The sequence below is a fragment of the Bacteroidota bacterium genome (genome assembly GCA_016213405.1).
In the GTDB taxonomy this organism is placed as follows: Bacteria; Bacteroidota; Bacteroidia; order Palsa-948; family Palsa-948; genus Palsa-948.
Window position 1 is genome coordinate 26,041 of record JACRAM010000028.1, and the last position, 14,883, is coordinate 40,923.

Below are 14,883 nucleotides of genomic sequence, written 5' to 3' on the forward strand. Positions count from 1 at the left end.
GCGCCCAAGCAGGACAAACAACAAAAGATAAAATACATTTCGTATCTTTGGACAATTACGTATATGTGGAACATTTCTCATAACGCTTCAAAATCAAGATGAAAAATATTTTATCATTTTTATTGATTTTGATTATTCACTGCGAAGTTTTTGCTCAGTGGATACAATGTAACGGTCCTTTGGGAGGGGATATAACGTGCTTGTCGCAAAACAATGTAACAAATACAATTTTCGCAGGTTCAAATGCAAGTGGCTTATTTAGGTATAAAAACTCTGTTGGACACTGGGAGAATCTACTAAATGTATTACCCCACGCAAGAATAAGTGAAGTAGCCGTACTGGATTCAGTAGTTTTTGTTTCTTCACTTTACGATGGACTTTTCAAGTCCAATAACGATGGTAATACATGGAACAAGATTACGGTAGATACTTCAACTTTTTTTTATTCGTCTCATACTGATAATCTCTTTTCTAACGACAGTTTAATATTAGTTACAAAATATGCAAAAGCTTATAAGTCAAATAACTTTGGTGCAACTTTTACTCAAATACCACCAAGCATTCCAGATACTGCAAATTACATTATTGATATTATCATGCAAGGAACAAGACTGTTTACTTTAAGTTCCTCTATAGCCAATGGAAACACAATTTATTTCACCGATGACATGGGGCAAACTTGGCAAACACCCGCCACAAGTATTCCATCAAGCGCGCTTTATGGGATGTGGACAGGCTTCAGAATATTCGGGAATAATATATATGCGTTCGGACAAAACTATATTTATCTTTCTCAGGATAATGGGGTAAATTGGACGAATATAACTCCATCAGGGATTACCGGAAGTTTTAATGATATTTATGTTTCTTCAGATACCGTTCTTTTAGCAACTGTTTTTTCGGGAACATATTTTTCAGTTGATTCAGGAAACTCATATCAGCAATCTTTTATTGGTTTACCATTGCAAAAAATAGAATCTAGACGTTTCTTAAAAAGCAATCTTCATAGCATAGTCCTTTCAACTGCTCTTGGAGTTTTTAATACAAACAATTCGGGTACTACTTGGAACGATTTTAATAATGGACTTATTGCCTGTAATACCTACAACATATGTACGGGTAATAATCAACTCTTTGCTGGCACGATGATGCAAGGTATTTTCTCATCGATAGATGGTGGCAATACTTGGCTTAGAAAAAGTAACGGTCTTGAAAATTATAATCATTTTAGATTAATTCAAGATATGATTTATTTAGGAAGCAGGTTAATTGCTGGTACTGACAATGGGGTTTACTATTCAAACAATAATGGAAATTCATGGATTCAAAATTCCAGTGGCCTAACTAATGAAATATTGCATTTTACTTATAGCCAAGGAAAATTATATGCTGGCACTGTAAGTGGAATTTATTATTCCATTGATTCGGCAACTACCTGGAATAAAATCACGAGCGGCCCAAGTTGCATGGTGCCAGTTCTGCTTGTTGACGATAGTTTAATAATATGTGAAAATGCTTGTTATCCAATTATTCCACCATACTTTACAACTGAAATTAAAAGGTCGGTCAATTACGGAGCATCCTTTTCTACGGTTAATTCATCGTACGAGTTCGTTGATATTGAAAAATTAGATTCTATGATTATTGCAGCTAATCAATATGCATACTTAGTGAAATCTTTTGATAATGGGATTACATGGAATATTGATTCAACTTTTGTGCAATCAGCAATAACCGATATCTATATTGCTGATTCGAAGTTTATTTTTTTAGGCACCGACAGTGGTAAAATTTATTTCTCAAATGATACAGGCGTAACATGGACTAATATAACAGGTAACTTTCAAGGTATTTCAAGCAGATTTTTAAAAATTGGCAATACTTTATTTATCTCATCAACCAATTCTGGGGTTTGGAAAGGGGACATAACTAATCTTTTGGGAATTCAGACAAATTCCATTAATAACATTTTTCTTATTTATCCAAATCCCTTTTATTCCTCGACAACTTTGCAAACAGACAATTCTTTACACAACGCAACCCTCACAGTTTACAATTGTTTCGGGCAGATGGTAAAGCAACTGAAAAACATTAATGGGCAGATGGTCACTCTCTCCCGTGACAATCTCGCAAGCGGACTGTATTTCGTTCGGCTGACAGAAGACAGCAAAGTAATTGTAGCAGACAAATTAATAATTACGGATAACTGAGTTATGTCTTAGTGATGTCTTAAGCCGGCACTCCCTTCCTCTGAATAATCTGCTTTCGGTCAGGTCCAACAGAAATCATGGTGATGGGCACTTTAATTTCTTTCTCTATAAAGTTGATGTAATCTTCTAACTGCGTTGGAATATTATTTCCCACATCACGGCAATCAGATTTCCATCCTTTAAAATCTTTATAGATAGGAGAGAGAGGGTGAGAGGTTAAATCGTAAGGAAGAAAATCTATTAGCCCCCCTCCATCTCCCCCCGAAGGGGGGAGGGAATAATGCGTGCACACTTTTATTATATCTAAATCGGCAAGCACATCTGCTTTCATCATAATTAATTCTGTAACTCCGCTGATGGCTACAGCATATCTCAACGCGGGCAGATCAAGCCATCCGCATCTTCTTGGCCTGCCTGTTGTGGAACCAAATTCATTTCCTGCTTTGCGGAGCGCTTCACCTATTGCATCATCCAGTTCAGTAGGAAAGGGGCCGCTTCCCACCCGTGTGGAATACGCTTTGAAGATGCCAAGCACTTTTCCGATTCTATTCGGAGCGATTCCTAAGCCCGTGCAGGCACCGGCACAAACGGTGTTGGATGAAGTAACAAAAGGATAAGAACCGAAATCAATATCGAGCAATGAACCTTGCGCGCCTTCTGCGAGAACAGATTTTTTTTCTTCGAAGGCATCGTGCAGATATTTTTCGCTTTCAATGCATTTGAATTGCTTGATGGTTTCTATTCCGTCAAACCAGGCGGGTTCATGTTCTTTCAAATCGTATTTAAAATCATACAATCCAAGAAGCTGCTTGTGTTTCTCTACAAGAAAATCATATTTCTTTTTGAAGCCGGGAGAAAAAATATCTCCGATGCGCAAACCGTTTCTCCCTGTTTTGTCCATGTAAGCCGGACCAATTCCGCGAAGAGTTGAACCGATTTTTTCTTTACCCTTTGCCGCTTCACTGGCAGCATCAAGCAAACGATGGGTGGGAAGAATGAGATGAGCGCGCTTTGAAATGAAAAGATTTTTTCGTGGCTGTACGTTAAGATTTTCCAGCGCAAGAATTTCTTTTTTGAAAACCATGGGGTCAATCACTACCCCGTTACCGATAATGTTTACAATGCGTTCATGAAAAATTCCTGATGGAATCAGATGAAGCACGTGCTTCATTCCGTTAAACTCAAGCGTGTGGCCTGCATTGGGTCCGCCCTGAAAACGAGCTACAATATCATACTTGGGAGCAATGACATCAACAATTTTTCCTTTGCCTTCGTCTCCCCATTGAAGACCCAATAAAACATCTGCTTTCATTTTTCAGTAAACAGTAATCAGTAAACAATAAACAATAGACAATAAACAACAGACAATATTGGCTGTTGTTTGTTTACTGCCTACTGTTTACTGCCTACTTATTTCTCTTACGCGTCCTTGCGGGTAGCGCGGATTTCCTGCACTTCGTTGCGCATATCCTGACAGGCTTTTTTCACATCCTGAAGGTGTTTGCGAACGCGTGTTCCGGCTGCGTTGTTGCCGTTGTAAAATTTCAGAGTGTCGGTCTCCATTCCAGCGACCAGCGCTTTGAGTGTTTCGTACTTTTGCATAGTGTTAATTGTTATTGGTTGTTGTTATTAGATTATTGCAGCGATTTTTTCTGATTGGAATTCTCCCTTTTCAAGCTTAAGCTTCATTTTCGAAAAACATTCTATTGTGTAACGTACGTCTTCAAGAGAATGAGCAGCCGTTGGAATAATTCGTAATATCATCATTCCTTTCGGAATTACCGGATACACAACAATAGAACAGAAGATGTTATATTTTTCCCTGAGTTCAACTACAAGATTAGTTGCTTCAGGGACCGAACCTTTCATATAAACAGGAGTTACGCAGGAGTTTGTATCGCCAATATCAAATCCTGCTTTCCTTAATCCGTTTTGCAATGCGCTTGTAATCGTCCAGAGTTTTTCTCTGTATTCAGGGTGGTTTCGCATCAGTTCAAGCCGTTTCAATGCTCCAACTACCATGGGCATGGGTAAGGATTTCGCGTAAATCTGCGAGCGCATGTTATAGCGTAAATATTCTACAATATTTTCATCCGTTGCAATGAAACCGCCTATCAAAGCAAATGCTTTTGCAAAAGTTCCGAAGTAAATATCAATTCCATCCTGACATCCTTGATCTTCTCCTGTTCCGCCACCATTTTTCCCCATTACTCCAATGCCGTGAGCATCATCAACAAACAAACGAAATTTGTATTTCTTTTTCAAATCAACAATCTCTTTTAGTTTTCCCTGATCACCGCGCATTCCGAAAACGCCTTCAGTAATAACGAGAATGGCACCGCCTGTTTCTTCCGCTATTTTTGTTGCGCGCTCCAATTGCTTTTCAAGATTTGGAATATCGTTGTGCGTGAATGCAAATCTTTTTCCGAGATGAAGGCGGGCTCCGTCTACAATGCAGGCATGTGACTCTGCATCATAAACAATTACATCGCGCCTGTCAACCAATGCATCAATGGCAGAAACCATTGCCTGATAGCCATAATTTACAAGAATAGAATCCTGCTTTTTTACAAAATCAGAAAGTTCGTTTTCTAATTGTTCATGAAAATTTGAGTTTCCTGACATCATTCGGGCGCCCATGGGAAGGGCAAGTCCGTATTTTTCAGATGCTTCCTTATCTGTTTTTCTAACTTCAGGATGATTGGCTAGTCCAAGATAATTATTCAAACTCCATACAAGTTTTTCTTTTCCACGAAAAATCATATGGCTGCCTATTTCTCCTTCAAGTTTTGGGAAAGCAAAATAACCATGCGCTTCTTTTGCGTATTGTCCGATTGAACCTCGATTTTCTTTTATTTTATCAAATAAATCTTTCATATTTCAGTTATGATGCTGTAAAACTACAAATTTTTACAATAATAGCATATTCCAATATATCAACTAAAAATCTATCTTTGCGTCCATTTTGTTGAAAACTTTGAAATGAGATTAACAGGATTAAAATACCGATTTTCTTTTTACAGCTTGTTTTTCGCAAGTTGCTTTCTTTTGCTTTCATCGTGCAGTGATTATAACCGCTTGCTCAAGAGCACTGACTACAACAAAAAATATGATGCTGCAATAAAATATTATGAAAATAAAGAATACACAAAAGCCCTTGCTTTGCTTGAAGAATTAGTGAGTGTTTACCGCGGAACAAACAAAGCGGAAAAAATCATGTACGACTATGCCTACGCAACCTATTCAACTGGCGACTATCTTTTAGCAGGATATCATTTTAATAATTTTGTAAAAACATTTTCTACGAGCGATAAAGCAGAAGAGTGCGCCTTTATGTATGCTTACTGTTATTATCTGGAATCTCCAAAGTATAGTTTAGATCAGACCGATACAAAAAATGCCATAAAGGAATTGCAATTCTTTATCAATAAATATCCCGATAGCAAAAGAAAAGACGAATGCAATGAACTGATTACAAAACTCAGGGCAAAGCTCGAACAAAAATATTACGAAATTTCAAAAAAGTATTTTTTTATTGATGATTACAAAGCATCAATTGTTTCTTTTGAAAATGTTCTGAAAGATTATCCGGACACTAAATACAGAGAAGAAATTATGTACCTGATTGTGAAAGCAAATTATGCGTATGCCTCTAAAAGCATAGAAAGCAAAAAAGCGGAGAGATTGAAATCAACTGTGACCGCGTATAATAAATTTACAAGCTATTATCCTGATAACAGCAAATACGAAAAGGAGACAGAAGGATACTTTCTCAATGCCAAAAAACAACTTGAAAATTTTCCTAAACAATAAATAAATAAACTCTATCATGGATTACAAAAAATCACTCGCTGAAACAAACACCGTTACTCGTGATCTTCGCGCTTTCGAAGCAAAAACAGGCAATTTGTATGAATCAACTGTGGTGGTTGCAAAACGCGCTAACCAAATTAACCAGGAAGTGAAAGAAGAACTCACCAACAAACTTGCTGAGTTTGCTTCGCATACTGATAACCTTGAAGAAATTTTTGAGAACCGCGAGCAAATTGAAGTATCCAAATACTACGAGCGTTTGCCTAAGCCACACGCCATTGCTATTCAGGAATTCATGGATGATAAAATCTATTACAGGAATCCTTCGAAGGGCTCTAAGAGTTTCTAAAGAAGTTAATGGTTAATCGTTAGTTGTTATTCGGGAATGTTACGGTTAACTATTAACGATTAACAATTTCATGCTTGCAGGAAAAAATATTCTTCTCGGAGTTACAGGCAGCATTGCCGCCTACAAGAGTGCATTTCTCATAAGGCTGTTAGTCAAAGCAGGCGCCAAGGTGAAAGTGGTGGTGACTCCCGCTTCTAAAGATTTTATAACGCCACTCACTCTTTCCACGCTTTCAAAAAATCCTGTTTACTCAGAATTTATTTCCAACCAACAGGGAGAGTGGAACAATCATGTTGATCTTGCGATGTGGGCAGATTATATTCTGATTGCTCCTGCTACTGCAAATACAATGGCGAAAATGGCAAACGGCATTTGCGATAATCTTTTGCTGGCTGTTTATCTTTCAGCTAAATCTCCTGTTGTAATTGCACCTGCTATGGATTTGGATATGTATCAGCATCCGACAACGAAAGAGAATCTTAAGAAACTAAAAACATTCGGAAATATTATTATTCCTGCCGACACAGGCGAACTTGCCAGCGGACTGGAAGGCGAAGGCAGAATGGCAGAACCCGAAGCGATCGTTCAGTTTCTTTCTGAACATATAAAAAAAAAGTCCCCGCTAAGCGGTAAAAAAGCGCTCGTTACAGCCGGACCTACTTACGAAGCCATTGACCCTGTACGTTTCATCGGAAATCATTCATCCGGGAAAATGGGCTTTGAAATTGCCGAGCAACTGGCGAAGAGTGGGGCAGAGGTAACGTTAGTGTGCGGACCAAATGCTCTCTCATCAAAAAATAATTCCATTAAAAGAATTGATATTACTTCAGCAGATGAAATGCATCAACAGTGCATGAAGAGTTCAAAACATTCAGATATTATTGTGATGTCAGCAGCCGTGGCAGATTTTAAACCAAAGGTTACGGTTACGGTTAAGGTTAAGAAAGAAGAGGGGAAATTTAACTCAATTGAATTATTTCCTACTAAAGATATTCTTGCTGATCTCGGGAAAAGAAAGAACGGAAGTCTGCTGGTTGGATTTGCGCTGGAAACCGAAAATGAAATTCAAAACGCTAAAAAGAAACTACACAATAAAAACCTCGACTTCATCGTTCTCAACTCGCCATCAGACACAACAGGGTTTACGCACGATACAAACAAAATAACTATCATCGGAAGCCCATCTCCAACTCTTCCCCAAGGGAAGAGAGCAAAAGGCAAAAAAGAAATAATTGTTAAAAGATTTGAATTAATGACTAAAGTAGAATGTGCAAATATTATTGTAAATGAAATTATTAATCATCTAAAATAATGTCAACCAGAAAGAAGATATTTTTATTTTGCAATAGTATCGCATTGTTTTTTCTCCCTTCCCTTTGGGAAGGGAAGGGGATGGGCTTTTGTTTCGCCCAGGAACTCAATTGTTCCGTGCAGGTAATTTCTCCGCAGTTGAATAACTCTGCTGACAAAAAAATACTCCAAACGCTTCAGCAGTCCATTTTTGAATTCATGAATAACCGCAAATGGACGAACGATGTTTTTCAGCAGGATGAGCGGATTGAGTGCAGCGTGGTGATTACCATTACAGCAAAATCATCTGATGTGTTTGATGGAAGCATACAAGTGCAGGCGCGCAGGCCTGTTTACAAATCCTCGTACAATTCTCTTTTGTTAAACGTGCTGGATAAAAATCTTTCTTTCAGGTATGTGGAGTACCAGCCGCTGGAATTTGTAGAAAATACTTTTACAGCCAATCTCACCTCCGTTCTCGCCTATTATGCCAACGTAATAATCGGAGCTGATTACGACAGTTTTTCTTTGGAAGGCGGAACGCCCTACTATCAGAAAGCCCAGGCCATTGTTTCGAATGCGCAGAGCGCCTCTGAAAAAGGATGGAAGTTTAATGAAGACGACCATAACCGCTATTGGATTGTAGAAAATATTCTGAACTCTACTTTCAAGCCGCTTCGCGAGTGCATGTATAAATATCACCGTACGGGCTTTGATGCGATGGCGGAGGATTTGATAACAGGGAGAGCCACTGTGCTTTCTTCGCTTGAACTTCTGAAAAAGGTTTACGATTCAAAACCCAACTCCTACAGTTTAACGCTGTTCTTTCTTGCCAAAGCCGATGAAATTGTAAACCTTTTCACGCTTGCGGAGCCAGCCGAGAAAACAAAACTACTTGCACTGGTAAATGAAATTGATCCCGCCAACAACACCAAGTACAACAAGATTAATCAGAGCAAGGAGTGATTTTCATGTAAGATGTAAGAGGGCAGATGGCAAATGGCAGAATTTATATTAACGATTTGGATTTTCTGTTGAGGATTTTTTAATCGAGCCAAATATTTTCTTTAACTCTATACCTTCATTAATGAATTCTACAAAATCTTTTATATATTTTTCTTCAGGATATAATTCTTTCAATACTCTTAGCCAATAAACACTTTCTCTGGATTCACGATAGCAGATGGAAATTTTGTTTGCGAAATCTCTTTTTGAAATAGCTCCCTGTGCTTCTTCGTAATTCGAGCCAATGGATAGCCCGGCTCTTGCTAATTGACCTTTTGGAATCCGATAGATGTAATCATCGGGAAGCGTTTTTAGAAATTTCAAAATTCTTACTCCGAAGCGAAAAGTTCTATCTAAGAGTTCCTGTGTTTTTGGATTCATGTTAAATCGCCTTTCCCCTCTGCCCTTTGCCCTCTTACATTTTACATCACATTACCTCACTCCATGCATCATCTTCTTCAGCATAGGTGTCAGTGCAAAAAGCAGTGACCCTGCAACACCGCATAAGATTACGAATACCAAAAAGAATTCGAAAAGATTGTGAATGGTGAATCCGGCAAATACTGGATAGTTGATACTGATCTTGCTTTCAGACATTTTTGCTAATTGGTCAGCGCTGAGCGTGACCGTTTTGTCCAACACCGCCTGCAAATCAATACCCAAGTCTTTTGCTTTTACAAACTGTTCGCCAGTCGCTGGTAATATTGAACCGAGTGTTCCGGCTAATGCATAACCCGATGCGTTTGACAAAAAGAATACCCCGTACAACAAAGAAGCAAACCGTTTAGGCGCAAGTTTGCCTACTAATGACAATCCTATAGGAGATAAGCACAATTCGCCTAATGTTTGGATCAAATAAAGAAGTATGAGCCACTTGATAGCAAGCATGCCGCTTGTGCCAAGGTCTTTTACATTGAACGCTATAATGAGATAACTCAATGCGATCATAAACAATCCGATGGACTGCTTGACCGGAGAGAGTGGTTCTCTTCCCTTTGCTCTGAGTTTGTCCCACAGAATGCTGAAAGGCACTGCGAGCATAACCACAAATATCCCGTTGAATATTTGAATCATTGATGCGGGCATTTGCCAGCCAAATAAAAATGTTCTGTCTGTTTGATTATCTGCAATAAAGGTTAATGAAGAACCTGCTTGTTCGAATGCCGCCCAGAAGAAAATAATGAAAAAGGATATTGTATAAATGACCAGAATCCGGTCGCGCTCAATTTTGGTCAGTGAACTATCAGAAATAATTAATCCGGCAAGTGTAAGACCACTGGCATAGATAAGGGAGTAAATATAATTCTGACCGAATACAAAATGAATTGTACATCCCAATCCGATAAATGCGAGTGCTGCAATCACCTGAGCTGTAACAGAGAATTTTGCCTTCTGTGATTCACCTTCTTCAAAATCAGAAGAAATACTCTTTGATGGCAGGTCACCAAGCGGTCTTCCTTCAGGGGAGACAACATATTTATCTTTAAGAAAGAAAAAAGTAATCGTTCCTAAAATCATGGCGCATCCTGCGGCAAGAAATCCCCATTTGAATACATAAACATCTCTCACTCCGGCAGCATCCACATGATCGCCTACCATAGGACAAATAAATTGTCCTAACAAAGCACCCAAATTGATGCCCATATAGAAAATGGTGAAAGCTGAATCCAGTTTACTCTTTTCCTGTTTCGGATAAAGACTGCCCACCATGCTCGAGATGTTAGGTTTAAACATTCCGTTACCCAAAATAATTATACCCAAGGCAATATAGAGCAAGGTTCTGGCAAGTTCCAGATTACCGCCAAAAATAGAGGCACTGGTAAACAGCAGTAACTGACCAATTGCCATTAAAGAACCGCCAAGCATTATGCAATAGCGGTTTCCGAGAAACCTGTCGGAAATAAATCCGCCCAGCATGGGAGTGAGATAACACAAACCTAAAAATCCTCCATATATAATTGAAGATTGTTCCTTGCTCATCATGAGCGCGCTTACGATGAAAAGCGTGAGCACTGCACGCATTCCGTAAAAATTGAAACGCTCCCACATCTCTGTGGCGAACAGAACAAAAAGTCCTTTGGGGTGTCCTTGTTTTACTTCAGTCATAATTTAGTCAATTAAGTTGATTAGGTAATTGAGTTGATTAAGTTAACTGAGGTGAATAGACTGATTTAGATTTTGAACTTAATTAACTCAATCAACCATTTACCCAATTAACTAATCACGGGCGAATATAGGAAAATACCTTTTAGACCATCATTGCGGATAGTTGAAGCAGTTGCATATATAACATTATACATTTGCAATTGAATCAGAGTTAAAAATTATACTATGCACATTCCTTTTCAGCTTACAGACTGGGAAAACATTCCTGCTGCAGAATACAAAGGAGAAACCGGAGTTGCGTACTGGAAGACGCTTCAGTTCGGAGGATTGAGAATACGAATGGTGGAGTATTCAAAGAACTACAAAGCAGACCACTGGTGCGAGAAAGGGCATATCATTTATTGCATAGAAGGAGAAATGGATACGGAACTTTCTGATGGAAGAATAATTAAATTATCCAAAGGAATGACCTATCAGGTGTCGGATGAATTAAGTTCTCACCGCACCCGTTCTGTTAATGGCGTTAAACTTTTTATTGTGGATGGGGATTTTTTGTCCGAGAGGACTCCTTCGGAGAAACTAAAAGATAACTTGTGAAAACGTTAGGACTCATAGGAGGAACCAGCTGGGTATCCACCATTGATTATTACCGATACATCAATCAGATGGTGAATGAAAAATTAGGCGGAGTGAGTTCCGCAAAACTTTTTCTTTATTCGCTGGATATGGAAGTGCTTCTGAAATTCGGCAGCGCCAACGACTGGAAAGGGCTGGCAGGTTTTCTTTCTGATGTGGCAAAGAAATTAGAAACCGCTGGAGCCGAAGCAATAGTTATCTGCGCCAACACGCCTCACATAGCTGCGGATATTGTTCAGCAGAACATTAAAATACCCCTCCTTCACATTGCGGATGAAACCGCGAAAGAAATTGTAAGGCACAGAATAAAAACAGTCGGGCTTCTCGGAACAAAGATTACCATGGAGCATGTATTTTTCAAGACACGCCTTTTGAGATACGGAATTAAAACGTTAATTCCCGCTGCTGAAACTGACAGGGAATTTATTCACACCACTATTTTTTCTGAATTGGGAAAAGGAATCTTTAAAGAAGAAACGAAGAAAAAATACATGGAGATAATTTCTAAACTTCAGTCGGGTGGGGCAGAGGGAGTCATTCTCGGATGCACTGAAATTCCCATGCTTATCAAACCGGAAGATTGCGCAATAAAAACTTTTGACACTACATTAATTCACGCAAAAGCAGCGGTAGATTTTATATTTTCATAATCTCCAATCGAATGGTAACCAAGCCACAAAACATTAATGGCAATTACAAAATGACGCGACAACTTCTTGCGACACTGACAACGCTGACAATTGCCCTGACTGCTTTCGGACAGTATGATATCGGAATTTCTGAAAATGGAGGACTGAGTAAAATACATACAGATTTTTCCTCAAAAGATCAAAGAGTAACTAATGACTTGAGATTCTCGGGGAATGCCGGACTATTTTATGATTATCATTTCAATAATAAGTCTTCCATTGAGACAGGATTTTTATTCATGCAAATTGCAGGAAAAGAAAATCATATCAAGGATACCTACGACCCCACAGGAACCTTAGTTATGACATCTTACGATGAATTTTACAGACACATTTCTTATATAGGACTACCAATACAGTACGGACTAAAACTTAAAAAATTCACTTTACGCATCGGAGGACAAGTTTCATCTGCTTTTGCTAATAAGGAACGAAACGAAAGGTATACCGTGTCTATACACAATTATTCACCACCACACTCCGTGACATTTGACAAATTGAACATAGATAATTACGACTTTGGTATAAATGGTGGACTACTTTTCAATTTAAATGACAACTGGGCAATTGAGACAACATACTACTACGGTCTAAACAACATTTATAAAAACAGTAACTATAACTGGACAGTTAGACAAATGGCAATTGGGTTGCGGTACACATTGAAAGACAAGTGAAATAGAAAAGAAATAAATGCCATTAACATCGCATTTCATAATAAATATCCAATCGCATGATAACACAAAACCAACTTATCGTAATATGGGTATTCGTTTTATGCGGGTTTCTTCTGCCTGTATTATTTTTTCTTTTCTATCATTTTAAAATCCAGCGCCTGCGCTTTATGCCCGTGCTGACGGGGGCAGTTGTTTTCTTTTTATTCGCTATGGTGCTGGAGCAACTTCAGCATTTTTTTATTTTGAAATACAATGCAACTACGATGCAGTTTTTTTCCAACCCCTGGCGCTATGCAGTTTACGGATGCTTGTCGGCTGCGCTCTATGAAGAAACAGGAAGGCTGATCGCATTCAAATCGGTTCTTAAGCGTTTCAGAAAGCCTGCTGACGGAATTGCTTTTGGTTTCGGGCACGGAGGAATTGAATTCATGATTATTGGCGGGCTGGGCGCAGTGAGTTCGCTCGTCATCGCTTACATGATCAGGAACGGAACCTTTGACGCAATGATTCACCTGAAAGGAGTTTCTGCGGAACAAGCCAGTACAATTAAAGAGGGCATTACGAGTGTTGGCGCATCCAATGTACTGATGGGAATTGGCGAGCGTATTTTAGCCATGCTGCTGCAGATAGGAATGAGCGTGATCGTTTTTTATTCTGTGTTCAGCGGGAAAATTAAATTTTATTTTCTTGCGCTTGCCCTTCATGCATCCATGGATTTTTTTGCGGCACTCGCGCAGAAGGGAATAATCAGTCCTGCCTGGATGGTGGAAATAATTCTGATTGTGTTTGTAATTATTGCTTTGCTTCTGGCGCGCGGATTTGTGAAAAAAATGAGAGAAGCGGAAAAGAATCAATTTAGTCAGGACAGTCCCTCCGCTTAGGGACTCTGCCGGGAAGCACGTTATTTTGCAATCGCCTTTTTCAGCTTCCTTATCTTTTGCATCTGCCTTATAATAATGTAAAGCATTCCGATAAACACCAGCGGCTCAATGATGCAGAATACCCATATGTTGATTTCATTATAACTGATTCCGAAAAGGTGCGCGCCTTTTAAGAGAATGTGCACGCACCAGTCGAAAAGCCCATTGATGAAATTATTCCAGCTCATTATTTATTTTTTTCATTCGTAACTACTCAGCGCCTTTCTTCTTCTTTCATTATTCCATCGAAGTACGCCACCGAAGTACGAAGAAAACCTACGAACTTACGAATTACGAATTCGCAAAATTGATGCAAAGATAACCAAAGGGAATAACACCCGCACTCTCAAATAGATAAATAGGAATCCGATTAGGTGGGTATAGTTCCAAACAGGTCGGTTTTGAGGGATTTTGTTACCCCCATGTTACTCGGTTTTTTTCAAGGGTTCACGAAGGTTCAAGAACCAAGTGAAAGCCTTTCGGTTCGCCTATAATTGCGGACTGAAGGGCAATGTCAAACCCTTTAAAACCTAAAAACAATGGGAGTCTATTTAAGAGAAAAAAAATTGGGAGGCGGTCAGGTATCCTACTACTTGGATATTTACTACAACAAATCCCGTTGGTATGAATTCTTAGAAATCCGTACCAACAAAAATCATCCATCCGCGCAGGACAAAGAAAAAAAACGGCTCGCGCAGGAAATCCGAGCGAAGCGCGAGAATGAATTAATCGTTCAGGACAACGGACTTATTGATAAGAGCAAGAAGAAAGCAAACTTTGTAGCGTGGTATGAAAACTATATAAACGCGAAACCGAGAACGAACACGCACAGGTCATCATCGCTCGCGCATCTGAAAAATTATATGGGAAGTCGTCCGCTTCCTTTTACCGCATTAAATCCGCAATGGATAAAAGAGTTTACAAATTATCTTTTGAAAAAAATGAGCAATAATACTGCACGTTGCTATTTGATGGATATGTTTACAGCATTGGAAGATGCAGTTCGGCAAGATATTATTCCATTCAATCCTTTCCGCAAAATTGAAAAGCATGAAAGAATCCGTCAGCAGAATGTTTTCAGACAAGCGTTCACATTGGAGCAACTTCAAATTCTTTCCGATACACCCTGCAAGATTCATCCACAAATCAAGCAAGCCTATTTATTCAGTTGCTTTACCGGATTAAGAT

The 14,883-nt window shown here is 39.0% G+C and carries 16 protein-coding genes; 10 read left to right on the forward strand and 6 right to left on the reverse strand.

What is annotated here, in order from left to right; translation table 11 throughout:
• Positions 1-98: 98 nt before the first annotated feature.
• Positions 99-2,210, forward strand: a complete 2,112-nt coding sequence (locus HY841_03245) for a T9SS type A sorting domain-containing protein (protein ID MBI4929752.1) — start codon at positions 99-101, stop codon at positions 2,208-2,210.
• A gap of 19 nt (positions 2,211-2,229) precedes the next feature.
• Here HY841_03245 and HY841_03250 read toward each other — a convergent pair whose 3' ends face one another.
• The 3 genes from HY841_03250 to HY841_03260 all read right to left on the reverse strand — a co-directional run bounded on the left by HY841_03250 (position 2,230) and on the right by HY841_03260 (position 5,087).
• Positions 2,230-3,522: an adenylosuccinate synthase gene (locus HY841_03250; protein ID MBI4929753.1), complete on the reverse strand. Its 1,293-nt coding sequence runs from the start codon at positions 3,520-3,522 to the stop codon at positions 2,230-2,232.
• 107 nt (positions 3,523-3,629) lie between these two features.
• A complete protein-coding gene (locus HY841_03255) occupies positions 3,630-3,812 on the reverse strand; it encodes a histone H1 (GenBank protein ID MBI4929754.1) in 183 nt (60 codons plus the stop codon).
• A 27-nt stretch (positions 3,813-3,839) separates the two neighbouring features.
• Positions 3,840-5,087: an aminotransferase class I/II-fold pyridoxal phosphate-dependent enzyme gene (locus tag HY841_03260; protein ID MBI4929755.1), complete on the reverse strand. Its 1,248-nt coding sequence runs from the start codon at positions 5,085-5,087 to the stop codon at positions 3,840-3,842.
• Between the two features lie 105 nt (positions 5,088-5,192).
• Between HY841_03260 and bamD the strand changes: the two genes are divergently transcribed.
• From bamD to HY841_03280, 4 genes are all read left to right on the forward strand, one after another.
• Positions 5,193-6,023, forward strand: a complete 831-nt coding sequence (gene bamD / locus HY841_03265) for an outer membrane protein assembly factor BamD (protein ID MBI4929756.1) — start codon at positions 5,193-5,195, stop codon at positions 6,021-6,023.
• A 16-nt stretch (positions 6,024-6,039) separates the two neighbouring features.
• Positions 6,040-6,372, forward strand: coding sequence for a DNA-directed RNA polymerase subunit omega (locus HY841_03270; GenBank protein MBI4929757.1), 333 nt, complete (start codon positions 6,040-6,042; stop codon positions 6,370-6,372).
• A gap of 70 nt (positions 6,373-6,442) precedes the next feature.
• Complete coding sequence (coaBC, locus tag HY841_03275; GenBank protein MBI4929758.1) at positions 6,443-7,684, forward strand: bifunctional phosphopantothenoylcysteine decarboxylase/phosphopantothenate--cysteine ligase CoaBC; 1,242 nt, start codon at positions 6,443-6,445, stop codon at positions 7,682-7,684.
• The gene (locus HY841_03280; GenBank protein ID MBI4929759.1) at positions 7,684-8,628 is read left to right on the forward strand and encodes a DUF4835 family protein; all 945 of its coding nucleotides are present in this window, start codon (positions 7,684-7,686) and stop codon (positions 8,626-8,628) included. The genes coaBC and HY841_03280 overlap by 1 nt, the downstream gene beginning before the upstream one ends.
• A gap of 48 nt (positions 8,629-8,676) precedes the next feature.
• Here HY841_03280 and HY841_03285 read toward each other — a convergent pair whose 3' ends face one another.
• A complete protein-coding gene (locus HY841_03285) occupies positions 8,677-9,048 on the reverse strand; it encodes a four helix bundle protein (GenBank protein MBI4929760.1) in 372 nt (123 codons plus the stop codon).
• A 51-nt stretch (positions 9,049-9,099) separates the two neighbouring features.
• Positions 9,100-10,773 (reverse strand): peptide MFS transporter, encoded by a 1,674-nt coding sequence (locus HY841_03290; protein MBI4929761.1) that lies wholly within the window; start codon positions 10,771-10,773, stop codon positions 9,100-9,102.
• A 225-nt stretch (positions 10,774-10,998) separates the two neighbouring features.
• On the opposite strand from HY841_03290, the gene HY841_03295 reads away from it, so the two are divergent.
• The 4 genes from HY841_03295 to HY841_03310 are packed head-to-tail and all read left to right on the forward strand — an operon-like array spanning position 10,999 to position 13,656.
• Positions 10,999-11,370, forward strand: coding sequence for a DHCW motif cupin fold protein (locus HY841_03295; GenBank protein ID MBI4929762.1), 372 nt, complete (start codon positions 10,999-11,001; stop codon positions 11,368-11,370).
• A complete protein-coding gene (locus tag HY841_03300; protein ID MBI4929763.1) occupies positions 11,367-12,059 on the forward strand; it encodes an aspartate/glutamate racemase family protein in 693 nt (230 codons plus the stop codon). Before HY841_03295 ends, HY841_03300 begins: the two co-directional genes overlap by 4 nt.
• A 50-nt stretch (positions 12,060-12,109) precedes the next feature.
• Positions 12,110-12,775 (forward strand): PorT family protein, encoded by a 666-nt coding sequence (locus HY841_03305; protein ID MBI4929764.1) that lies wholly within the window; start codon positions 12,110-12,112, stop codon positions 12,773-12,775.
• A 56-nt stretch (positions 12,776-12,831) separates the two neighbouring features.
• Positions 12,832-13,656 (forward strand): YhfC family intramembrane metalloprotease, encoded by an 825-nt coding sequence (locus HY841_03310; GenBank protein ID MBI4929765.1) that lies wholly within the window; start codon positions 12,832-12,834, stop codon positions 13,654-13,656.
• A gap of 20 nt (positions 13,657-13,676) precedes the next feature.
• On the opposite strand, the gene HY841_03315 is transcribed toward HY841_03310, so the two are convergent.
• Positions 13,677-13,883, reverse strand: a complete 207-nt coding sequence (locus HY841_03315; GenBank protein MBI4929766.1) for a hypothetical protein — start codon at positions 13,881-13,883, stop codon at positions 13,677-13,679.
• A gap of 351 nt (positions 13,884-14,234) precedes the next feature.
• On the opposite strand from HY841_03315, the gene HY841_03320 reads away from it, so the two are divergent.
• Positions 14,235-14,883: phage integrase SAM-like domain-containing protein (locus HY841_03320; GenBank protein MBI4929767.1), on the forward strand; the 649-nt coding region annotated here is incomplete at its 3' end.